The sequence below is a fragment of the Lactobacillus kullabergensis genome, from assembly GCF_003151025.1.
Classification (GTDB): Bacteria; Bacillota; Bacilli; order Lactobacillales; family Lactobacillaceae; genus Lactobacillus; species Lactobacillus kullabergensis.
Map to the genome: position 1 here is coordinate 935,896 of NZ_CP029477.1, position 21,525 is coordinate 957,420.

The following is a 21,525-nucleotide window of genomic DNA, read 5'->3' on the forward strand; positions in this document are numbered from 1 at the left end:
ATATTGATTTTTGCCATAATAGTCCAAACTTTTGTGGTATAGTAATATAGTTAAGAAAGACGGAAGGAGAATTTATATGCCCACATTTGTCGATCAAACTAAGATTGAAGTCCAAGCTGGTAAAGGCGGAGACGGCATGGTCGCTTTCCGCCATGAAAAATATGTCCCTAATGGTGGCCCCGCTGGTGGCGATGGTGGTCGTGGCGGCAGTATTATATTTGTTGCTGATAGCGGCTTGAGAACATTAATGGACTTTCGGTATCGCCGTAAATTCAAGGCAGAAAATGGTGAAGATGGTCGCATAAAATCTCAATATGGTCGAGGAGCTAAGGATTTATATCTTAAAGTTCCAATAGGGACGACTGTATATGACTTTGATACCAATGAAGAAATTGGTGATCTAACTGAAAATAAACAAGAACTGGTTGTAGCACATGGTGGTAAAGGTGGACGAGGCAATATTCACTTTGCAACGAGTGTTAATAACGCACCTGAAATTGCTGAAAATGGTGAACCTGGTGAAGACCGAGTATTACGACTAGAACTAAAGGTTTTGGCAGATGTTGGCCTGGTAGGTTTTCCTTCTGTTGGTAAGTCAACATTGTTATCAGTTGTCACGAAAGCGAAGCCCAAGATAGCTGCTTATTCTTTTACGACTTTAACGCCAAATTTGGGTTTGGTTATTTTACCCGATGGTCGTGACTTTTCAATGGCTGATTTGCCTGGTTTGATTGAGGGAGCAAGTCATGGCGTAGGTCTTGGTATACAATTTTTACGTCATATTGAAAGAACAAAGGTGATTTTGCATTTGGTGGCGATGGATCCTGCTAATGGCCGGGATGCGCTCCGAGATTACCAGACAATTCGTCAAGAACTGTTAACTTATGATAAAAATCTAAAAGATAGAAAAGAGATAATTGTCGCAACTCAAATGGATATTTCCGGTGCAAGTGAAAAATTAAAACAATTCAAGAAAGATTTGAAAACGGAAAAAATCCAAGCGCCTGTTTATGCTATTTCAAGTGTGACACATAAAGGAATTGAACAATTGATGCAGCATACTGCAACCGTAGTAGAGCAAGTAGAAAAAGAACGAGCATTGCAGAAGCCTGAACCTGTTCAAGAAGTAAAAGAGTATAAATATCAGGCAAGTCAAAAGAATGATTTTACTATCACCAAACTAGAAGATCATGTTTTTGAGATTAAAGGTGAAAACCTGGAGAGATTAGTGGAGCGAACCAATCTTGACTATCAGGATGGTGTTATGAGATTAGCTCGGAAGCTTAAGAATCTGGGAGTGGATGATGCTCTACGTAAAAAAGGAGCCGTTGACGGCGATGATGTAATAATTGGCTCATTCAACTTTGAATTTGTCCAATAATAAATAGAAAAGTTTTGAAACATGACAAAAAATCGATATATCACAGGATATTCTGGACTTAGAGCTTTGGCAGTAATTGGAGTGATTCTTTATCACTTCGATCCTAATACTTTTGTTGGCGGATATCTTGGCGTACCGATTTTTTTTGTTTTGTCAGGTTACCTGGTTACATGCCAAATACTCAAGGCGTATGATGAAAATGGGTTTTATAATACAAAAAAGTTTTATTGGAGTAGAATTAAAAAAATATATCCGCCATTAATTGCGGTATTGTGGGTTTCTGCAGCGTATATAGTTTTATTTCAGCGGAATTTACTTGCCAAACTAAGTCAAATAGTTGTGGCAAACTTGCTTAATGTTTATAATTTCTGGCAGATTTTAAATGGTCAAAGCTATTTTGAACGTTTTGCCGCTAACGAATCTCCATTTGTCCATTTATGGACAATGTCAATTAACGGTCAATTTTATATACTATGGCCATTAGTTATTTTCTTACTAGTAAAATATGGCAAAAAGAGAAAAAATATTTTTAGTATTTTACTAATTTTATCAATACTTTCAGCAATTGAAATGGCAATAATGTTTACCACTGGTGTTGATATTAATCGTATTTATTATGGTACGGATACTAGATTTTTTTCTTTAGGCTTAGGGGCTGCACTGGCTGTCATTTGGCCATTGAATAAATTGAAAAGCAATATCAAACGCAATGATTCCATTCTATTAGATATTATTGGTCTGATTTCTTTTTGTGAAATAATATTTTTATTTCTTTCTCCAATAATGAATGCAGAGAGTGCATTTACTTATTCGGGTGGTATGTTTTTGTTCACATTGTGTACAGCGATATTAGTCGGTGTGATTGCTCACCCAGGGAGCCACTGGAATAAATGGTTAACTAATCCTGTTTTTAATTGGATTGGCTCAAGAAGTTATGAAATTTATCTTTACCAGTTTCCAGTAATGATTTTTTTTGAAGATAAAGTTTCCAATATGGCAGATCATGTTTTGCTTTATCGCTTTATTGAACTAATTTTGATAGTCATTTTAAGTGAGATTGCATACAAAGCTGTAGAAAAACCATTGGGCAAAATAACTTTACAAAAAACAAAAAATTATTTGCAGCAACTTCGCGATAAGAATTCAAAAAATTATTTTCAAAAAGTGAAGGCTATTCTTATAGGCTTGATTTTTTTAACTGGTAGCATTGCAATTTTAATTTCTCCTGCTGCACAGGCCCAAAATTTCAATCAAAGTCAACTGGCGCGCAGAATCAGAGCAAATCGTAAGCAACAAAGAAAAGATAATAATAAGTTAATTAAGGAATACCACAAAATTAGTCCGAGAGAGCAAAAAAAGGCTAAACTAATAAAGGAAGCTAAACAAGCAGCCAAGCAACATCCAATAAAAAAATCTTTTGAGCAATTTGGTATTTCACAAATTGAGATTCAATTGGCACGTAAAATTGATTTAACGGCTATTGGCGATTCAGTTATGGCCGGTTCTAGCAATGATTTAAAAGATTTGATGCCTAAAGCTGTGATTGATGCGGCTATTTCACGTCAACTGAATGTTTCCTTCGATTTATTAAAACATTATCAGAATGAGAATGTTTTAGGAAAAAATGTATTAATAGGTTTGGGTACTAATGGTCCATTTAAAATGTCTGATATAGATGATTTAATGAAGCAGTTAGGACATAAAAGACAGGTATTTTGGATAAACACATATGTACCGGCGAAGCCATGGCAAAATGACGTTAATAATTTATTAAATGAGGCAGCGAAAAAATATCATAATTTTATGGTGATTAATTGGTACTCATATGCGAAGAATCATCCAAATTGGTTTTATGAAGATAAAACTCATCCGACACCAATAGGATCAAAGCACTACAGTGCTTTAATTGTTAAAAAAATAGTTGAAAATGCGAAGTATTAGATAGGTAGAGTATGGAGTTACAATTTTTAGGAACTGGAGCAGGACAACCTTCAAAGAAACGTAATGTGTCAAGCATCGCTTTAAAAATGCTTGATGAAATCAATGAAATTTGGTTGTTTGATGTTGGAGAAGCTACACAGCATCAAATTTTACGAACAAATATTAGATTGCGTAAAGTCACAAAAATATTTATTTCTCACAATCATGGTGATCATATTTTTGGCTTGCCAGGATTACTGGCAACACGATCATTTCAAGGAGATGTGGGTCCGATTACTATATATGGACCGGCTGGCTTAGAGCAGTTTGTTAGGACAGCTTTAAAAATTTCACGAACAAAAATTAGCTATCCTATTAAATTCGTTGTCTTAGAAGATGGTGGATTAATTTTTAATGGGAATGGTTTTAAGGTATACGCAGAAAAATTAGCTCATAGGGTACCTAGTTTTGGTTATCGAGTAGTCGAGGATGACCGACCGGGAGAACTTTTAATGGACAAATTAGCGCAATATAGTGTACCTAATGGGCCATTACTTGGTAAACTTAAAAATGGTGAAAAAATTGTTCTAGATAATGGTACTATATTAGATGGTAATGACTTTTTGGGTTCTAACAAAAAAGGCAGAATTATTACTATTATTTATGATACGCGTGCAACTCCTGCAATAGCACAATTAGCACAGAACGCGGATGTTTTGGTACATGAATCTACTTTTGCCGGTAATGAGGCAGATTTAGCTCATTCATATTATCATTCTACAGCAGTTGAAGCAGCAAAGATTGCGCGTGATAATAATGTTAAGCGTTTATATTTAAATCATATTTCTGCTAGATATTTAGGTGCTAAAGCCAAAAAATTAGAAAACCAGGCACAGAAAATATTTGCGAATACTAGATTAGCTAATGATTTCGATCGAATTGTAATTCCTATGAAAGGAGAAAAAGATGAGTGATTCCCTTAGAAATAAAGTTGTCGTAATAACAGGTGCTTCAAGTGGGATAGGCCATTCTATCGCACTGGAAAGTGCTGGCAGGGGAGCAACAGTTATTTTGATAGCCAGAAATAGAGCAAAGTTAGAAAAGGTAGCGTCTGAGGCGCACGAACTTTCAGGGGCCAACTCTTACATAATAGTGGCTGATATGAGTCAAAGTGATCAGATAGATGCTGCTTTTACTAAAATTATTAATTTAACTAAGCATGTTGACTATTTAGTTAATTGCGCAGGCTTTGGCAAATTTGAAAACTTTGTAGAGTCAAACCGTCGTGAAGTTACAGCCATGTTTCAAGTTAATGTTTTAGGATTGATGTATTTTAGCCGCTTAGTTGGTCGATTAATGATGGAACAAAAATCTGGGCAAATTATTAATATTGGTTCAATTGCAGGTAAAGTTCCTACTGTAAAATCCGCCGCTTACAGTGCATCAAAAGCAGCCGTTATTCAATTTTCGAATGTTTTGCGTTTGGAATTAAAACCATTTGGAGTTAAAGTCATGACGGTTAATCCCGGGCCGGTTTATACAAATTTCTTTAATATTGCTGATAAGAGTGGGCATTATGCTGAAAGCGTACAAAAATTTGTGCTGGATCCGGATGATGTTGCCTGGCAAGTGGTTCATTTCTTCGGTAGTAATAAACGTGAGCTCAATTTACCAGTTAGTTTGGCAATTTTGGCTAAATTATATAACCTGTTTCCAACGATAGGCGATGAATTATCGCTGAAGTTTGCCTCAAGAAAGTAGTGCAGAGTATGAAAAGTAAAACAAAACAGATTAAGCTCATCTTTACATTGATATTAACCTTACTAGCTGTAATCTTCGTTGTTTTAAATACGAATAATGTTGCCATTAATTTTGGCTTATTTCAATTCAAATTGCCTTTGATCATTATTTTAGTATTAATGATCATTATCGGAGTTCTAATTGGTTATTTTTGGGGTTCTTATGGTCATAATCAAGACAAGAATAACTAATATAGCTTGATTTATTTGGGATACAATAGTATCATTAACAAACGTGAAGTATTTTGGGTACTTTTAAGTAACCTAAAATCGTAATTCTACAAAAAAGGAGATCAGTTAAATGGCAGTTCCTAAAAGACATACTTCTAAGCAAAAGAAACGTTCACGTCGTGGTCATATTAAGTTAACTGTACCAGCAATGCATTATGATGCAACCACTGGTGAATATCGCTTAAGCCACCGCGTTTCACCTAAAGGATATTACAAGGGTCGTCAAGTTGTTAGTCAAACTAACTCAAATGACAATCAATAATTAAAAGACACCAAAAAACGGGTGTCTTTTTTTATTCTAAAAATTAGGCAATTCCCCGTCTAGGAAGAGGAAAAGGTGAAATGAAACTCGTATTCTTGCATTCAAGTGATATTCATGGCTTTATTTTTCCCACGGACTATCAAGAAAAAAATAGTTATGCTGCTCCTTTTGGATTAAGCAGACTGAGTAGCATAATAAAACAGCAGCGAGATAAATATGGTGCTGAAAATGTAATTGTGACCGATTCAGGTGACTGTCTTCAAGGCTCGCCTTTAGCGGCTTATGTACATGAGTCGAATAGTGATGCCAATTTAAAAGCATTTGCAGATTTCTATAATCTCATCGAGTATGATGTCAGATGTTTAGGCAATCATGACTTTAATTTTGGATTAAGCTATTTAAAAAAATATTTAGCTTATAGTAAAGCTACTTTTTTAAATAGCAATTTATTGGCTGAAAAAAATGATTTGCCGGCCTTTGGACAAGATTATATCATTATCAATAAAAACGGTATAAAGGTGGGAATTATTGGTATTACTACACAACGGGTACCGTTTTGGGAGCCAGCAGACCACGTTGCGGGATTAAAATTTAAATCTGCTTTTGAGCAGGTTAAGCAAATAGCAGCTTTTTTAAGGCCTAAAGTCGATGTCTTGGCTGTGCTTTATCATGGCGGTTTTGAAGCAGATCTTCACACAGGAACACGCAAGGAGCCACAAACAGGAGAAAATGAAGGATATCGTATTTTACAGGAAATTCCTGATATTGATGTAATGCTGACAGGGCATCAGCATCGAAGACTAAATATCGTAGACCATGAAACTGCCATTGTACAACCAGGTTATCGCGGAGAATCTATTGGTAAAATAGTGTTGGATATCGACCAGCGAAGCAAGGAAATAAAAGCAATATCTACTGAATTGATTGACGCTCAAAACTATGAATCTGATTGTGAAATTAATGCTTCCAGTTTGTCACTGGAACAGAAGGCACAAAAATGGCTTGACCAACCAATTGCTTATTTAGATGAACCTGCTCTTATTTTAAATGCAGATGAAGCTAGAATTAAGGGTTCACCGTTTATTAATTTATTGCAGGATATGCAACTGTACTTTACAAAGGCTGATGTCTCAGCAACAGCTTTGATGAGTGAAACAGCTCAAGGATTTAATAAAAATGTTTCAATGCGTGATATTTTGCTAAATTATCCTTTTGCTAATCAATTATGTATAGTTAAAGTAACCGGGAAAGAGCTACGCAATATTGTCGAATATTCACTAAAATTTTTAATTAAGGATAAAAGGGGCAAAATTATGTTTGACCCTCAGTATCGCAATCAGCTTTTTAATTTTGATGTTTTTTACCCGCTTAATTATGAAGCGGATGTTCTGAGACCTGTTGGGAGTCGCTTAACTAAGTTTGAATTAAACGGGCAACCAATTTTAGAGCAAAAAAAGTATCGTTTGGCCGTTAATAATTATCGTGCTATGGGCGGTGGCTTCTACCCTGATTACAATATTAATAAGATTGAAAAAATTCTGGAGAAAGATTATGTGGAAATGTTCAAAGAATTTTTGACTAAAAATCATCCAAAGATTAATTTGTCACACAATTATAGTTTTAAGTAAATAAAAAAGTCATTAGGTGAGAACTAATGACTTTTTTATTTACTTAAGTTTAGAATACTTACTTTTGTCTTTATGAGAATGTGCCGTGATTGTGGGGATAATAGCTGCGAATAACAGACCAAAAATCAAACCAACAATAGCAGCTTCACTTAGATTAAAAACATGTTGGGTTAGAGGAGCGGCAATAAAACCTACAATTAACATGTAAACAACGCTCCAGCAAATAGTTACGATATAACGACCCATAGCGTTTCCTTCTTTCATACCTTTGAATTTTAACAAATATTATGCGCGTTTTCAATCCAAAAGACGGCTTTTTGGTATACTTATTTATATGGAAGGTGAACTGAATATGAAATACGCTGCATTGCAAAACCTTAGCTCTTTTACCCTTTTAGATAGTCCGATAAAAATTAAAGATTTGCTGACTACTGCAAAGGAATTAGGATATGAAGCTGTAAGCTTAACTGATATTAACGTAACCTATGGATTAGTTAATTTTTTTGAAGTGGCCCAAAAAGTTGGGATTAAACCACTTTTAGGGATGCAATTAAGGCTAAGTGGATTAATTGACAGTGCTCACCAATATGATCTTATCGCTTTAGCAAAGACTGATGAGGGTTATCGAAATATCTTGCGTTTATCAAGTAGAATTAACCTTTTGACAGACAACAGTAATAAGCAAAAAATTTTAACTATTGCGGATTTGACCAAGGATTTAAATGATTTGATATTTATTATACCGGCAAATTTGCATAGTGAGTTATTAAACTTGCAGATGCAGAATGAAAGTTTAGGAACAGATTTTTTGCGTCATTTAATTAGCATAATACCTAAATCTAGTTCCTTATATATCGGAGTTTATGGCAGTGAAAGACAAAAAAATTACATACAATATGTCAGAGCGCTATCAAAACAGTTTGATTTACCACTAGTTAGCGTTGAGGATACCTGTTATTTAAAACCTCGCGATCAGTTTTTACGTAAAACTTTACAAGCTATAAAAAAAGGTGAAGTTTTGCAAGATATCACAGATTTAGCTAAACAATCTGGCTCACATTATTTGCCTGCTATTGAGGAATTGAGCGAACGTTATCATAAATTAGGTTTAGATGAAGCTTTAGAAAACACAGAAAAAATCGCCTCTGTCTGCAATGCTAAAATTATATTTCAAACTCCAGTTTTGCCGAAATATAAACAGGATCAATATTCAACTTCCAAGGATTTTCTGCAATTTTTGGCTAAAAAGGGTTTACAAAATCGTTTTGGTCAACGTAAAGTTCCCGCTGATTATCAAAAACAGCTAAATTATGAATTACAAGTAATAGATCAAATGGGCTTTAACGATTACTTTTTGATTGTTTGGGATGTTGTAAACTACTGCCATCGAGTTGGAATTGCGATGGGTCCAGGCAGAGGATCAGCTTGTGGCTCGTTAGTTTCCTATTCTTTAAATATCACTGAGGTTGATCCAATTAAATATAACTTGCTATTTGAGCGTTTTTTAAATCCTGCCAGACACGAAATGCCAGATATTGATTTGGATATACCAGATAATCGTCGTGATGATGTCATAAAATATATGTTTAATAAATACGGCATGGATCATGCTGCTCAGATTCTCACGTTTGGGACTTTGGCAGCTAAGCAGGTTTTGCGAGATACTGGCAGAGTATTTGGTCTTCAAGAAATGCAATTAAGTGAGTGGTCTAAAAGCGTACCTTTCGCAAAAGGCAAAATAAGTCTGGCTCAGGCTTATAAAGAATCCAAAAAAATGCAAATGCTGGTGAATGCAAATGACATGAACAAGTTGCTTTATGAAACGGCAAGTGGATTAGAAGGCCTGCCACGCCACTATTCAATCCATGCTGCCGGTTTAGTTCTTAGCGATAATTCTATTGCCGCCATTGCCGGCTTGCAATCAGGACAATTAGGAATACCGATAACTCAGCAAACGAAAAAATATGTAGAATCACTGGGATTATTAAAAATAGATTTTTTAGGCTTAAGAAATTTAACTATTCTTGGTGATACGGAGAAAATGATCCGCGAGCAAGGAAAAAAGATCGATGTTAATCAGATCCCCCTAGATGATCCGGCTACTTTAAGTATTTTTCAAAAGGGTGAGACAGAACTCGTCTTTCAATTTGAATCAGGTGGAATTCGCAATGTTCTGCGTGAATTGCATCCAGATAATTTTGAAGATTTGGTAGCAGTCAACGCACTTTATCGCCCAGGTCCAATGCAGAATATCAAAACTTTTATTGCACGCAAAAAAGGCACCCAGAAAGTCACATACCCTGATCCCAGCTTAAAACCAATTTTGTCTTCAACATATGGTGTTTTGGTTTACCAAGAACAAGTCATGCAAACTGCCCGAGTTCTGGCTGGCTTTTCTTTAGGAGAAGCCGACATTTTACGCAGAGCAATGTCAAAAAAAGATCAAAAGGTTATTGAACAGGAAAAATCTAAATTTATCAACGGTGCAGTAAAAAACGGTAAGACTGTTCAGGTTGCGACCCGTGTATATGACTATATTGAGCAATTCGCCAATTATGGTTTCAACCGTTCACATGCTGTTGCTTATACGATGATCGCATTTTGGCTCGCATACTTACAAGTTCATTATCCAGCTGAATTTTATGCCTCTATGCTTAATTCTAATATTGGCAATCAAAATAAGGCGAATGAATATATAATGCGCGCTCAAGAGGATGGCGTAAAAATTTTGCCACCTGACATTAACAAAAGTGCTTTAGCTTATCAGGTAATTGATGGGCGTATTTTAGTTGGATTACGTGCAATTAAAGGGGTTAGAATAGATTTTCTTAAAGAAATAATTGCAAAGCGTCAAGCGAAATCTTTTGATTCTCTTAGCAATTTTTTACGTCAGATTGATGTCAAATTTATTAAAGCTAATAGCATTACGAATGTGGTTGAATCTTTAATCAAATCGGGATGTTTTGACCAGCTTAACAAAAATCGGAACGAATTATTACAGAATTGTCCTGAAATAATTGAAAATGTTAAATTGACAGGGGAAAATCTCGCTTTATCAGAAGGGCTAGGTGGTGTTCCCATTAAGCCCGCTAAAGAACCTAGCAAACAAGAAATGGCTTTGATGGAAGAAAAAACTTTAGGCTTTTCTACACTCACTTCTCCATTAATTACCGTTCAAAAATATGCTCAGAAGTTTAATGCTAAATCATTAAATGAGTTTCAAATTCATGAAGGTGGAATAGCTGTCGGCAAACTTATGTCATTAAAACTTGTGAGGACCAAAAAGGGTCAAACAATGGCTTTTGGCAGTTTTGCTGACACCACCAGTAAGCAGGATATTGTAATTTTCCCTAATGTTTATGATAAAATTCAATCGAATTTAAAGGAGGGTAATATTTATTTATTAGGCGTTAAAGTTCAAAATGATCGTTTCGACTCAAGTAAAAAACAATATATTTTAACTAATTTAAAAGTTGTAAATTTAAAAGAGTAGAGTTTTTTGAGTAAGCGTGAACAAACAGCTGATGTTAACGCTAACATCGAAAAAGACTGTCAAATCAAGAACTTTAATCATTTTTTGTGAGATTTTTTCGTGAAAGAATGTTAAAATTTAGTGGATGTGAGAAATTACACAATAAATCTTGATGAGGTGAATTCATGAAGCGAATTGGAATTTTAACGAGCGGTGGCGATGCTCCTGGCATGAATGCAGCTGTTAGGGCTGTTACCAAAACTGCTATTCATCACGGACTTGGCGTTGTTGGTATTCGTTATGGTTATGCCGGGCTTGTAGCAGGTGACTTTGTTACTTTGACTGCTGAAAATGTTGATCATATGATCAACATGGGCGGTACTTTTCTTTATAGTGCCCGTTACCCTGAGTTTGCACAAAAAGAAGTGCAAGAAAAAGGGGTTGAACAATTAAAGAAGCATGATATTGATACTGTAATTGTTATCGGTGGTGATGGTTCTTATCATGGTGCACTGGCATTGACTCGTTTAGGGATTAATTCTATTGGTTTGCCAGGAACAATTGATAATGATATTCCATACACTGAGTATACTATTGGACTTGATACTGCCTGCAATACGGCAATGCAAGCCATTGATAGAATTCGTGATACTGCCAGCAGTCATCATCGTGTTTTTGTCGTTAATGTTATGGGACGCAATTGTGGCGACATTGCTATGCGTGTTGGTTTGGCAAGTGGTGCTGATGCAATTGTTGTTCCAGAAAGAAGTTATGACATTAAAGCAATTGCTGAAAGATTAAAGCGCGGTTTTAAAGATGGCAAAGATAATGGTATTATCATATTGGCTGAAGGTGTCATGGATGCCGCTGATTTTAGAACAGAACTTCTAAAATATGGCGAATTCGATTGCAGGGCTAATGTAATTGGTCATATGCAGCGCGGTGGTGCACCAACGGTTACCGATAGAATTAATGCTACAAAGATGGGAAATTATGCGGTTAAGTTACTTCTTGATGGTAAAGGCGGTTTAGCTGTCGGCATGGAGAATGGACAATTAGAAACCCATGATATTCTTGATCTTTTTGATGAAAAGCATGCAAGTGAAGAATCGTTAATTGATATTAATGAAGAAATGACTAAATAATTAGTCGATTTTGGGGAGATTTTTAAATAATGAAGAAAACTAAAATTGTTAGTACCTTAGGGCCAGCTTCAAATGATATTGAAACTATTACAGCTTTGGCTAAGTCAGGCGTAAATGTATTTCGTTTCAACTTTTCACATGGTGACCATGCTGAGCATCTTTCACGAATGAAAATGGTTCGTCAAGTTGAAAAAGAAACTGGCTTAGTACTTGGTATTGCATTGGATACCAAAGGTGCTGAGATTAGAACCACTGATCAAGAAGGTGGCAAGTTTACCATTAATACTGGAGACCAAATTCGTGTGTCGATGGATGATTCTAAGCCTGGTAACAAGGACATGATTCACGTTACTTACGAAGGTCTTTATGGTGATACTCACGTTGGTGGTCACGTTTTAATTGATGATGGTTTAGTTGACTTATTAATTAAAGAAAAAGACGAAGAAAAGAAAGAATTAGTTTGTGAAGCTCAAAATACGGGTGTTATCGGTTCTAAGAAGGGTGTTAATGCACCTGGCGTCGAAATTCGCCTCCCAGGAATTACTGAAAAAGACACTGATGACATCAAGTTTGGTTTAGCTCATGGCATTAACTTTATCTTTGCTTCGTTTGCACGTAAGGCGCAAGACATTCTTGATATTCGTAAGCTTTGTGAAGATGCTGGCTGTGATTATGTTAAGATTTATCCTAAGATTGAATCACAAGAAGGTATTGATAATGCAGATGAAATCTTACAAGTTTCAGATGGTTTAATGGTTGCCCGTGGTGACATGGGTGTTGAAATTCCGTTTATTGATGTGCCATTTGTTCAAAAAGATTTAATCAAGAGGGCAAACGCACTTGGTAAGCCTGTCATTACTGCTACTCAAATGCTTGACTCAATGCAAGAAAATCCTCGTCCAACTCGTGCTGAGGTTTCCGATGTTGCTAATGCCGTTCTCGATGGTACTGATGCGACTATGCTTTCTGGTGAATCAGCTAATGGTTTGTACCCAGTTAAAGCTGTTTCAGCAATGGCTGAAATTGATGAAAGAACTGAACAAGAACTTCTTAAACGTAACACTCTAGCTCTGCAAAGATTTGAAGAATACAAGGGTTCAAACGTTACTGAAGCTATTGGTGAATCAGTTGTGCGGACTGCACAAGAATTAGGTGTTAAAACCATTATTACTGCAACTAATTCCGGTTATACTGCAAGAATGATTTCCAAGTACCGTCCAAATGCTAACATTTTAGCTTTAACTTTTGACGAGAAGATCCAACACTCACTTGGCATTTCTTGGGGTGTTCAACCTTTGCTTACTGAAAAACCTGCTTCTACTGATGACATGTTCGAAGTAGCAGCTAAAGTTGCTAAAGAACAAGGTTATGTTCAAGATGGTGATTTAGTAATCATTGTTGCTGGTGTTCCTGTTGGTGACTCAGGTACAACCAATTTGATGAAACTACAGATTATCGGCAGCAAGCTAGCTCAGGGACTTGGCGTTGGTAATGGCTCTGTTGTTGGTAAAACAGTTGTTGTTAACAGTGCTGAAGAAGCTATTAGCAAGGTTAAAGAGGGAGATATCATGGTTGCCAGAACCACTGATCCTGATTACATGCCTGCAATTAAGAAGGCTTCAGGCTTAGTTGTGGAAGCATCAGGTTTGACTTCACACGCTGCTGTTGTTGGTTTGTCATTAGGAATTCCGGTTGTAGTTGGAGTTACTGATGCAACAGAAAAGATTGGCAGCGGTATTACTATTACTGTTGATGCTCGTCGTGGTGCTATTTATCAAGGCGAAGTTTCAAATCTTTAATTAAAAGCAAGAATCAAAATAGCCAGTGATTGTTACTGGCTATTTTTGTTTGTTTTAAAATTTAGGCAAACGAATGGTAAATTTAGATTGACTAATGTCAATTTGTTCCTTTAAAATGATATACTTGTTATCAGATCCCATTCTAGATGTAGGAGAAAAATCATGCTTGGCACAATTGCAACTGGAAAAATAATAGACCAAAACGAAGAATCTTTTTTTGTTCAAATCGACGGCATTACTTATGAACTTAAAAGAAAAGAAATAACACAGGAAGAAAAGCCACAGCTCGGAGATCAAATCAAGGGATTTTTATACGATGATAAGCAGCATAATCGTGAAATGACGCAGTTTTTACCTTTTGCTCAAAAAGACCAATATGGCTGGAGCAAAGTTACCGAAGTAAAATATAATTTAGGTGTTTTTGTCGATATTGGCTTGCCAGATAAAGATGTTGTAATTTCAATGGACGACTTGCCTTATGACAAAGAGCGTTGGCCCCAACCTGAAGATCAGCTTTTGGTTCACCTTGAAACAGATGAAAAAAATCGTATTTGGGCAAAACTGGCGGATGAGAATATTTTTGAACAGTTGGCAGCTCATTTTCCTAATGATATGAAGAATAAAGATATTTTTGGTACTGTATATTCTGCCCGTGAAGTAGGTGCATTTATAATCACCAAAGAGTATTATTTAGGTTTCGTTCATCTATCACAAATGGCACGTCCCTTGCGTTTGGGGGAGCAATTCAGAGGCAGGGTGATTGGTATCAGCCAATATGGGCGCTTGAATTTGAGTACTCTGCCACGAGCTTTTGAAGAAATTGATGATGATGCACAAATGATTTTAATGAGTTTGCGCAGGAAGAAAGATAAGACTTTGCCTTTTTACGATAAATCTGACGCACAGGAGATTAAAAATTATTTTGGTATCTCCAAATCGGCCTTTAAGAGAGCTTTAGGACACTTACTTAAAGCTAAATACATAAAAGAAGACAAAGATGCTGGTTCCATCTCATTATTAAAAGATCCAGAAGATGCCCAAAATGACTAATTTATCAGAACAAGTTGAAGATTATTTAAGATATAGTCAGGTTGAACGTGGCCTGAGTAATAACACAATTACAGCATACAGGCAGGATCTAACTTCATTTGTATGTTTTCTCCAAAAGGAAAATTTAACTTCCTGGCCTACTCAAGCTGTTGACATCGATGCTTTTTTGGCAGAACAACGCGATCAAAAAAAGGCCACAAGTTCTATTAGCCGCTTAATTACCAGTTTGCGTAAGTTCTACCAGTGGCTAGTAAGACAGAATATTCAAAAACTCAATCCAATGCTTGAAATAGATTCACCTAAAAAGCGTCGTACTTTGCCAGTTGCTTTGACAGTTAATGAAGTTAATAATTTGCTTGAGCAACCTGATACAAAAAAGAAATTAGGTTTACGTGATAGAGCCTTACTTGAAACTTTGTATGCAACTGGGATTAGAGTAAGCGAATTAATTAATCTCAAGTTTACTGATTTGCATGAAGAACTGAAACTGGTCAAAGTTTTTGGCAAGGGATCAAAAGAGCGATTAATTCCAATTAGCGAAGTAGCTTTAAGTTGGATAGACAGCTATAAGGAAAAAGTTCGCGATCCATTAATATTAAAAATTGGCAAAAACACTGATTTTATTTTTCTTAATAGCAGGGGAGGCTCTTTAACAAGACAAGCCGTTTGGCAAATTATTAAGCATTATTGTAAAATGGCTGGTATTCAAAAAAATGTTACTCCACATACTTTAAGACATACTTTTGCAACACATTTATTGGAAAATGGGGCAGATTTACGTGTTGTCCAAGAAATTTTGGGACATTCAGATATTAGTACAACTCAAATTTATACAAATTTGTCCCAAAAACATATTTTACAAGTTTACGAAAAAACGCATCCTCGAACATAAGGTGGTTAAATGCTAATTGAATGTAAAAATGATAAAGAAAAGGTAGCTATGGGCTTATTATCTTATCTATCTGATTTTAAAAATCTGGCTAATCTCAAGGATGAAATTCAATTAAATAAAAGTAGTGCCGAGTTTTGCTTATATCTCTATCGTTCAAAGGCTCCTAATTTTATAGGGGTGGTAGGTACACAATCAAGTAAACATTTTGTAATCATTCGTTATATTTCTTTTGCTCCTGATTATCGTAAAGTTAAGTACGAAGCTAGAGCCGTTCAAGAGTTGGCACAAAATAATCCCAGCAAAGTTATTACGGCTGTTCCTGAATATATTTATTTAATTAAGTATCTAAAAAAGGATACAGAAAAATGAGTGATAACCTTACCCTTGAACTGCCTAACTTTGAAGGCCCTTTGGATCTGCTATTGCATTTAATAAAAGTGCAAAAAATTGATATTTATGACATTCCAATAGCTCAGATTACAAGCCAATATCTAGCTTATTTGCACCAAATGCAAAAACTTAATTTGAAAATTGCAGGAGAATATTTTGTTATGTCATCGATGCTTTTGCGAATTAAGTCTCAATCTCTTCTTCCGCAAAATGATTTTACTGAAGAAAATGATGAACAAGAGGATCCAAGAGATGAATTAGTACAGCAGCTTATTACTTACTCGGTTTTTAAAAAAGTTTCAGCATACTTCAAAAAGCGCAATGAGGAAGTCCCAATTACTGCTGCTAAAGAGGAAAGTGCTCCAGAAAGCAAAAAAATTCAGCCTTTGCCAAAAGGACAAATTACTTCTACTGAATTAGCTAATACTTTTATTATTATTTTACAAAGACTGAAAATCAGACAGCCTGATATTGTTTCAGTTGAAGTAAAGGAAACTTCCGTCAAAGAAATGAGTACTTTCTTGCAAGAGGAATTGGCACGAAACAAGCGGTTAAGTTTTTTTGCCTGTTGTCAAAAAATGAAAACTTTATCTGATGTTATTGGTTTGTTCCTTGCACTGCTTGAACTTTGTAAAAAACAGGAAATTCGGGTAAAACAAAAGAGGATGTTTGGTGACCTGAACTTGGAAAGAGTTGGTAGTAATGATAAGTAAAATGGCGCAGTTAGAAGCGTTATTATATGTTGCCGGCGATAATGGCATTGAAAGCAGCAACTTATGCGAACTTTTGCAGGTTGGCAAACCTGCATTGCGAGAAATAAGCAAAAATTTACGAGAAAAATTACAAAAAAATCCTGATTCAGGATTACAAATACAACATCTTAATGATGTTTACAAATTGACAACTAGACCAGAAGTTAGTAAAACAATCGAAAATTTTTTTCAAAAAGATTTATCAAAGAGCTTAAGTCAATCGGCATTGGAAATACTATCTATTATTGCTTATCGGCAACCAATTACACGTGTAGAGATAGATGACATCAGAGGCGTAAATTCATCTGGGGCTCTGCAAACTTTAATCTGGCGTGGATTAGTTAAAATTAATGGAAAAAAAGATGCGCCGGGTCATCCTAATTTATATGTAACAAGTGAGTATTTTTTGCAATACTTTGGGTACCAAAGTTTGGCTGATTTACCATTAATAGAAGATTTCGAAGATGATAGCATTAATAGTGAAGGTGAAATAGATTTGTTTGCAGCTAAAGGACAAGCTGATAAAAATATTGCAAAAACTCAAAAAGGAGCAAAATAATGGTTTTAGAACGGTTGCAAAAGGTAATTGCTGAGGCAGGAATTGCTTCCAGGCGCAAGGCTGAAAAAATGATTTCTGAAGGTCGAGTCACTGTTGATGGCAATGTAGTAACTAAACTGGGTACTAAAGTGGATACTTTTAGTAATATTACGGTTGATGGTGAGCCCATTGAAAGAGAAAGTTTGCATACTTATCTCTTTTACAAGCCTAGAGGAGTGGTCTCAACTGCAAATGATGATAAGGGGAGAAAAACAGTTGTCGATTATTTTAAGGATTTGCCTTATCGACTATATCCAATCGGCAGACTAGACTATGATACTTCTGGATTACTTTTAATGACTAATGATGGTGAACTGGCCAATTTATTGATGCATCCGCGAAACAATGTAGCCAAGGTTTATGTTGCCAAGATTTCTGGCATTTTGACGCCTGATGAAATCAGTCAGCTAAAGCATGGAGTCAAAATTGATCGTCATCGCTGTGCTCCTGCAAAAGTTAAGGTTATTAGGACTGATCGTAAAAAGGATAATCAAATAGTGCAATTGACAATTCATGAAGGTCAATATCATCAAGTAAAAAGAATGTTCAAGGCAGTTCACCACCAGGTGAAAAAATTAGCACGCGAGAAATACGCTTTTCTTACACTTGATTCTCTCATTTCAGGAACGTACCGAGAATTGTCTCATGAAGAAGTTGACAGATTAAAAAACGTAGATTAGTATAGTATGTGAAATTTGATAAATAAGTTTGTTGTCTTCATGGCAGGGTGAAAGTCCCGACCGGTGGTGTAAGTCCACGACCCACGAAAGTGGTGGAATCTATTGAGATACCGATAGTTAGAGTCTAGATGAAAGAAGACAGACTAAACTAAAAGCCAAGATCTTAAGCTTACTTTTACTCGGTCTGTTGCTAGGAGCAACAGACCGAGTTTTTTTGGAGGTAAGAATTTTGCAAAAGAAAAGCAGAAACAATTTAGTTAATATTTTGGCTTATACTTTAATTGGTACAATTGCCTATGTATTAATGCTTTTGGAAATACCGTTGCCAATAACTAGTTTTCTAAAATTTGACTTCTCGGATGTAGTAATTACAATTGGGACATTTTTATTCGGGCCCGGACCTGGTATCTTTATCGCTTTTGTCAGAATGCTGATCAATTTAATATACAAAGGCTTTGCTTTGCCAAGTTTAGTGGGTCAGTCTGCGGCTTTTCTGGCATCAATATCTTTTGCTTTGCCATTTTATTATTTAACAAAAAATATTAGCAAAGACGAAAAGAATTTTTCTAAAAAATATTTAAAACCAATTTTAGGTATTGTTCTCGGCATTCTAGCAATGGCTTTCGTACTATCTGTACTAAATGCATTAGTTTTGACACCATTTTATGCAGTAACTACTGTACCAAACCTGCCGGCAATACATGGATATTCTGGTTTGCTTTCTTTTACTGAAAAGGTTTACTTGGGTAAGCTGCTACACATTCCATCAATGAGTGCATATATTTTTGGCATTATAGTTCCATTTAACTTGTTAAAAGGAACAATCAACGGTGTTGTAGTTTATTTATTATTTGAAACTGTTCTGAGAACTTTCAAACCTTTTGTAAGGAAAAATTTTAATCTTAGAAATTAAATCTTAAAAATATTGTAAATCGGTCTAGTAAATGACCGATTTTTTTGTCCACTTAAATGTTAAATATGCTAAAATTAAACAGGTTAGGTAAGGAGGTTTTTCAGATGAATAATAACTCAAAAGAACCATATCAGCATTATAAGCGTCCAAAAAAGTCGAGAGTAGAAACTTATTCTTCCGTATCAAAAGGCTGGATTGCTTTGATAATTCTGATTGTAGTTATTCTTATCGGTCTTGTTCCTGTGGTTCATAATTTAGCATCAAACAATGGTTCAAACGAAAAAGCAGTTGAAGTACGTAAAGCTGCCAGAAAAGAAAATACTAAGAAAAAAGATACTAATAAAAAGGCTACGGTTCAGCCTGTAAAAAGTAAAGAAACCAAAGCCAAGGCTAAAACAAAGACAAAATCATCTAAAAAAACTCCAAAAAAGCCTAAAAAGAAACATGTTGTGATTAAACAATATGTCGTACAAGAAGGGGATTCCTTGACTAGTATTGCCCGCCATTTTAACATTTCAGTTGACCAATTGGCAGAGTTGAATCAACTTGATCCCAATAGCCAGGTGGATACAGGACAAACTTTACGAATTAGATAATTTAGAAAGGACAGGGACTTAAGTCCCTTTTTTATTGGAATGCAAATAGCAATTGATGGTCCAGCTTCAGCTGGAAAAAGTACTGTAGCAAAAATTATCGCCCATAAGCTTAATTTTACATATATTGATACGGGGGCAATGTATCGGGCTTCGACTTGGATTGCACGAGAAAATAACATTGATTACGGCAATGAAAAAGGTATTTTAACTGCCATTGATCATGAAAAAATTGAATTTAAATTTAAAAATGGTCAGCAAAAAATATATGCTGGTAATAAAGATATTACTCAGGCAATACGTACTCCTGATATTTCTGCCAATGTTTCTCAAGTTTCGGCATTAGCCGGAATCAGGGAAAAAATGGTCAGTCTGCAAAGGCAAATGGCCGGCAAAATGGACGTTGTGATGGATGGACGTGATATTGGAACTACGGTTTTGCCCAACGCTGCAGTAAAGATATTTTTGGTTGCTTCTGTTCATTCTCGCGCTGAAAGAAGAATGCTAGATTTTAAAGAAAGAGGGATTAAAACTAATCAGTCTCTTGAAGAAATTGAGCACGATATTTCAGAAAGAGATTATAAGGACTCACACCGAAAAATTTCACCATTAAAAAAGGCACAAGATGCTATTGAAATAGACACTACTTCTATGAGTGTTGATCAAGTGGTAAATGCAATTTTATCAGAAATTAAAAAAAGTCAAAAAAAACTATAAAAAAGGGTATAAAACAGTAGAAAAATATCAAACTTTCATTTAAAATTAGAGTATGATATTGGGAGGTAAATAATGTCAGAAAACAGTAATCAATTTTTAGATGCATTAAAGCAAATGCAAGGAGTTGAGGTCGGAGATATTGTAGATGTTGAAGTATTAGACGTTGAAGAAGGTCAAATCGATGTTGGTGTTGAAAATGCCGGTATTGAAGGTGTAATTCCTCGTCGTGAATACACTTCGGATCGCAACGTTGACCTACGTGAAGCAGTTAAGCCTGGAGATAAGCTCAAAGCTTTGGTTTTGAGAAAAGCTGGTGGTGACAAAGAAAACGGAGAATTCTTCTTCTCAGTTACCCGCTTAAAGGAAAGAGAAGCTTACGATGAATTGCAAAAAGACTTTGAAGAAGGCAAGACAATTGAAGGTACAGTCACTTCTTCAGTTCGTGGCGGTTTATTAGTTGATGTGGGTACAAGAGGATTTCTACCTGCTTCATTGATTTCAAATCGTTATGTTTCAGACCTTAAGCCATTTATTGGTAAAACGATGAAACTCAAGATTACAGAGATTGATCCAAGTAAGAACCGTTTAATCCTTTCTCACAAAGACTTAATTGAAGAAGAACGTGAAGAAGCTTTTGATAATGTTGCATCACAATTAGTTGTGGGTGACGTTGTTGAAGGTAAGGTTTCTCGTCTGACTAACTTTGGTGCTTTTGTTGATGTAGGTGGTGTGGACGGATTAGTTCATATCTCCGAGATTTCATATAAGCATGTTGACAAGCCAAGTGATGTTTTAAAGGCAGGTCAAGATGTAAAAGTTAAAGTAATTGGTATTGATGATGATAGACATCGCATCTCCCTTTCCATTAAGCAAACTGAACCTTCTCCATTCGAACAAGCTACAGCTGACTTACACGAAGGCGATGTATTTGAAGGTGAAGTTAAGTCTTTAACTAACTTCGGAGCTTTTGTTGAAGTTGCTGATGGTATTCAAGGTTTAGTTCATGTTTCAGAAATATCATATAAACACGTAGACAAGCCTAGTGATGTTTTAAAAGTTGGTCAAAAAGTTAAAGTAAAAGTTTTAAATATTGACCCTAATGAACGTCGCATTTCACTTTCTATGAAAGCTGCTGAACCTAAGAACTCTGATGGTGAAGGAAATCGCTCACATAATTCTTACAATCACAATTCAGTTAACAAGAAGTATATGAATAATGATGACAGTGGCTTTGCTTTAGGTGACATCATTGGTGATCAATTAAAGGATCGTCATTAAATTTAATAAAAAAGCCGACTTTAGA

General features: G+C 35.6%; 21 protein-coding genes and 1 riboswitch. Of the genes, 20 read left to right on the top strand and 1 reads right to left on the bottom strand.

Features of this window, described 5'->3' with window-relative positions; genetic code table 11:
- The first annotated feature begins 76 nt into the window (after positions 1–76).
- The 7 genes from obgE to DKL58_RS04455 all read left to right on the top strand — a co-directional run bounded on the left by obgE (position 77) and on the right by DKL58_RS04455 (position 7,221).
- Positions 77–1,381 (top strand): GTPase ObgE, encoded by a 1,305-nt coding sequence (obgE, locus tag DKL58_RS04425; RefSeq protein WP_109586242.1) that lies wholly within the window; start codon positions 77–79, stop codon positions 1,379–1,381.
- Positions 1,382–1,402: 21 nt separating this feature from the next.
- Complete coding sequence (locus DKL58_RS04430) at positions 1,403–3,322, top strand: acyltransferase family protein (RefSeq protein WP_109586243.1); 1,920 nt, start codon at positions 1,403–1,405, stop codon at positions 3,320–3,322.
- Positions 3,323–3,333: 11 nt separating this feature from the next.
- The gene (gene rnz, locus DKL58_RS04435) at positions 3,334–4,275 is read left to right on the top strand and encodes a ribonuclease Z (RefSeq protein ID WP_109586244.1); all 942 of its coding nucleotides are present in this window, start codon (positions 3,334–3,336) and stop codon (positions 4,273–4,275) included.
- Entirely contained in the window at positions 4,268–5,062 is a 795-nt protein-coding gene (locus DKL58_RS04440; protein ID WP_045928038.1) for an SDR family NAD(P)-dependent oxidoreductase, read from the top strand. The genes rnz and DKL58_RS04440 overlap by 8 nt, the downstream gene beginning before the upstream one ends.
- Before the next feature lie 8 nt (positions 5,063–5,070).
- A complete protein-coding gene (locus DKL58_RS04445) occupies positions 5,071–5,292 on the top strand; it encodes a lipopolysaccharide assembly protein LapA domain-containing protein (RefSeq protein ID WP_034979276.1) in 222 nt (73 codons plus the stop codon).
- A 109-nt stretch (positions 5,293–5,401) separates the two neighbouring features.
- Entirely contained in the window at positions 5,402–5,593 is a 192-nt protein-coding gene (gene rpmF, locus DKL58_RS04450; RefSeq protein ID WP_034979275.1) for a 50S ribosomal protein L32, read from the top strand.
- Positions 5,594–5,673: 80 nt separating this feature from the next.
- Positions 5,674–7,221 (top strand): bifunctional metallophosphatase/5'-nucleotidase, encoded by a 1,548-nt coding sequence (locus DKL58_RS04455; RefSeq protein ID WP_109586245.1) that lies wholly within the window; start codon positions 5,674–5,676, stop codon positions 7,219–7,221.
- 39 nt (positions 7,222–7,260) lie between these two features.
- Here the strand turns inward: DKL58_RS04455 and DKL58_RS04460 are convergent, their stop codons facing one another.
- Positions 7,261–7,467 (bottom strand): YjzD family protein, encoded by a 207-nt coding sequence (locus tag DKL58_RS04460; protein WP_034979269.1) that lies wholly within the window; start codon positions 7,465–7,467, stop codon positions 7,261–7,263.
- 106 nt (positions 7,468–7,573) lie between these two features.
- On the opposite strand from DKL58_RS04460, the gene DKL58_RS04465 reads away from it, so the two are divergent.
- From DKL58_RS04465 to rpsA, 13 genes are all read left to right on the top strand, one after another.
- On the top strand, positions 7,574–10,714 hold the full coding sequence (locus DKL58_RS04465) for a DNA polymerase III subunit alpha (protein ID WP_109586246.1): 3,141 nt from the start codon (positions 7,574–7,576) through the stop codon (positions 10,712–10,714).
- Positions 10,715–10,878: 164 nt separating this feature from the next.
- Positions 10,879–11,838, top strand: coding sequence for a 6-phosphofructokinase (gene pfkA, locus DKL58_RS04470; protein ID WP_045928041.1), 960 nt, complete (start codon positions 10,879–10,881; stop codon positions 11,836–11,838).
- Positions 11,839–11,867: 29 nt separating this feature from the next.
- Positions 11,868–13,637, top strand: coding sequence for a pyruvate kinase (gene pyk / locus DKL58_RS04475; RefSeq protein WP_109586247.1), 1,770 nt, complete (start codon positions 11,868–11,870; stop codon positions 13,635–13,637).
- Positions 13,638–13,799: 162 nt separating this feature from the next.
- Complete coding sequence (locus DKL58_RS04480; RefSeq protein WP_109586248.1) at positions 13,800–14,687, top strand: CvfB family protein; 888 nt, start codon at positions 13,800–13,802, stop codon at positions 14,685–14,687.
- Positions 14,680–15,579, top strand: coding sequence for a site-specific tyrosine recombinase XerD (gene xerD / locus DKL58_RS04485; protein ID WP_045928044.1), 900 nt, complete (start codon positions 14,680–14,682; stop codon positions 15,577–15,579). Before DKL58_RS04480 ends, xerD begins: the two co-directional genes overlap by 8 nt.
- A 9-nt stretch (positions 15,580–15,588) precedes the next feature.
- Entirely contained in the window at positions 15,589–15,948 is a 360-nt protein-coding gene (locus tag DKL58_RS04490) for a reductase (protein WP_109586249.1), read from the top strand.
- Positions 15,945–16,682, top strand: a complete 738-nt coding sequence (locus tag DKL58_RS04495) for a segregation and condensation protein A (protein ID WP_045928046.1) — start codon at positions 15,945–15,947, stop codon at positions 16,680–16,682. The genes DKL58_RS04490 and DKL58_RS04495 overlap by 4 nt, the downstream gene beginning before the upstream one ends.
- Positions 16,672–17,280 carry an SMC-Scp complex subunit ScpB gene (gene scpB / locus DKL58_RS04500; protein ID WP_045928047.1) on the top strand — a complete coding sequence of 203 codons (609 nt, stop codon included), beginning with the start codon at positions 16,672–16,674 and terminating at the stop codon, positions 17,278–17,280. The genes DKL58_RS04495 and scpB overlap by 11 nt, the downstream gene beginning before the upstream one ends.
- A complete protein-coding gene (locus DKL58_RS04505; RefSeq protein ID WP_109586250.1) occupies positions 17,280–17,999 on the top strand; it encodes a pseudouridine synthase in 720 nt (239 codons plus the stop codon). Before scpB ends, DKL58_RS04505 begins: the two co-directional genes overlap by 1 nt.
- 29 nt (positions 18,000–18,028) lie before the next feature.
- Positions 18,029–18,143, top strand: a riboswitch (FMN riboswitch).
- An 82-nt stretch (positions 18,144–18,225) separates the two neighbouring features.
- Positions 18,226–18,912 (top strand): ECF transporter S component, encoded by a 687-nt coding sequence (locus DKL58_RS04510; RefSeq protein WP_109587002.1) that lies wholly within the window; start codon positions 18,226–18,228, stop codon positions 18,910–18,912.
- 104 nt (positions 18,913–19,016) lie between these two features.
- Positions 19,017–19,508 carry a LysM peptidoglycan-binding domain-containing protein gene (locus tag DKL58_RS04515; protein WP_162542329.1) on the top strand — a complete coding sequence of 164 codons (492 nt, stop codon included), beginning with the start codon at positions 19,017–19,019 and terminating at the stop codon, positions 19,506–19,508.
- Between the two features lie 39 nt (positions 19,509–19,547).
- Positions 19,548–20,222, top strand: coding sequence for a (d)CMP kinase (gene cmk / locus DKL58_RS04520; RefSeq protein WP_045928050.1), 675 nt, complete (start codon positions 19,548–19,550; stop codon positions 20,220–20,222).
- Between the two features lie 72 nt (positions 20,223–20,294).
- Complete coding sequence (rpsA, locus tag DKL58_RS04525; RefSeq protein WP_045928051.1) at positions 20,295–21,500, top strand: 30S ribosomal protein S1; 1,206 nt, start codon at positions 20,295–20,297, stop codon at positions 21,498–21,500.
- The last annotated feature ends 25 nt before the right edge of the window (positions 21,501–21,525 follow it).

What these genes read in the sequence shown, in the direction of transcription:
- DKL58_RS04440 (WP_045928038.1), top strand. Translation starts at nt 4,268, where the DNA reads ATGAGTGATTCCCTTAGAAATAAAGTTGTCGTAATAACAGGTGCTTCA.
- DKL58_RS04430 (WP_109586243.1), top strand. Translation starts at nt 1,403, where the DNA reads ATGACAAAAAATCGATATATCACAGGATATTCTGGACTTAGAGCTTTG.
- DKL58_RS04445 (WP_034979276.1), top strand. Translation starts at nt 5,071, where the DNA reads ATGAAAAGTAAAACAAAACAGATTAAGCTCATCTTTACATTGATATTA.
- rpmF (WP_034979275.1), top strand. Translation starts at nt 5,402, where the DNA reads ATGGCAGTTCCTAAAAGACATACTTCTAAGCAAAAGAAACGTTCACGT.
- DKL58_RS04465 (WP_109586246.1), top strand. Translation starts at nt 7,574, where the DNA reads ATGAAATACGCTGCATTGCAAAACCTTAGCTCTTTTACCCTTTTAGAT.
- cmk (WP_045928050.1), top strand. Translation starts at nt 19,548, where the DNA reads ATGCAAATAGCAATTGATGGTCCAGCTTCAGCTGGAAAAAGTACTGTA.
- pyk (WP_109586247.1), top strand. Translation starts at nt 11,868, where the DNA reads ATGAAGAAAACTAAAATTGTTAGTACCTTAGGGCCAGCTTCAAATGAT.
- DKL58_RS04480 (WP_109586248.1), top strand. Translation starts at nt 13,800, where the DNA reads ATGCTTGGCACAATTGCAACTGGAAAAATAATAGACCAAAACGAAGAA.
- obgE (WP_109586242.1), top strand. Translation starts at nt 77, where the DNA reads ATGCCCACATTTGTCGATCAAACTAAGATTGAAGTCCAAGCTGGTAAA.
- rpsA (WP_045928051.1), top strand. Translation starts at nt 20,295, where the DNA reads ATGTCAGAAAACAGTAATCAATTTTTAGATGCATTAAAGCAAATGCAA.
- DKL58_RS04490 (WP_109586249.1), top strand. Translation starts at nt 15,589, where the DNA reads ATGCTAATTGAATGTAAAAATGATAAAGAAAAGGTAGCTATGGGCTTA.
- DKL58_RS04460 (WP_034979269.1), bottom strand. Translation starts at nt 7,467, where the DNA reads ATGGGTCGTTATATCGTAACTATTTGCTGGAGCGTTGTTTACATGTTA.
- DKL58_RS04505 (WP_109586250.1), top strand. Translation starts at nt 17,280, where the DNA reads ATGGTTTTAGAACGGTTGCAAAAGGTAATTGCTGAGGCAGGAATTGCT.
- DKL58_RS04515 (WP_162542329.1), top strand. Translation starts at nt 19,017, where the DNA reads ATGAATAATAACTCAAAAGAACCATATCAGCATTATAAGCGTCCAAAA.
- DKL58_RS04495 (WP_045928046.1), top strand. Translation starts at nt 15,945, where the DNA reads ATGAGTGATAACCTTACCCTTGAACTGCCTAACTTTGAAGGCCCTTTG.
- scpB (WP_045928047.1), top strand. Translation starts at nt 16,672, where the DNA reads ATGATAAGTAAAATGGCGCAGTTAGAAGCGTTATTATATGTTGCCGGC.
- rnz (WP_109586244.1), top strand. Translation starts at nt 3,334, where the DNA reads ATGGAGTTACAATTTTTAGGAACTGGAGCAGGACAACCTTCAAAGAAA.
- pfkA (WP_045928041.1), top strand. Translation starts at nt 10,879, where the DNA reads ATGAAGCGAATTGGAATTTTAACGAGCGGTGGCGATGCTCCTGGCATG.
- DKL58_RS04455 (WP_109586245.1), top strand. Translation starts at nt 5,674, where the DNA reads ATGAAACTCGTATTCTTGCATTCAAGTGATATTCATGGCTTTATTTTT.
- xerD (WP_045928044.1), top strand. Translation starts at nt 14,680, where the DNA reads ATGACTAATTTATCAGAACAAGTTGAAGATTATTTAAGATATAGTCAG.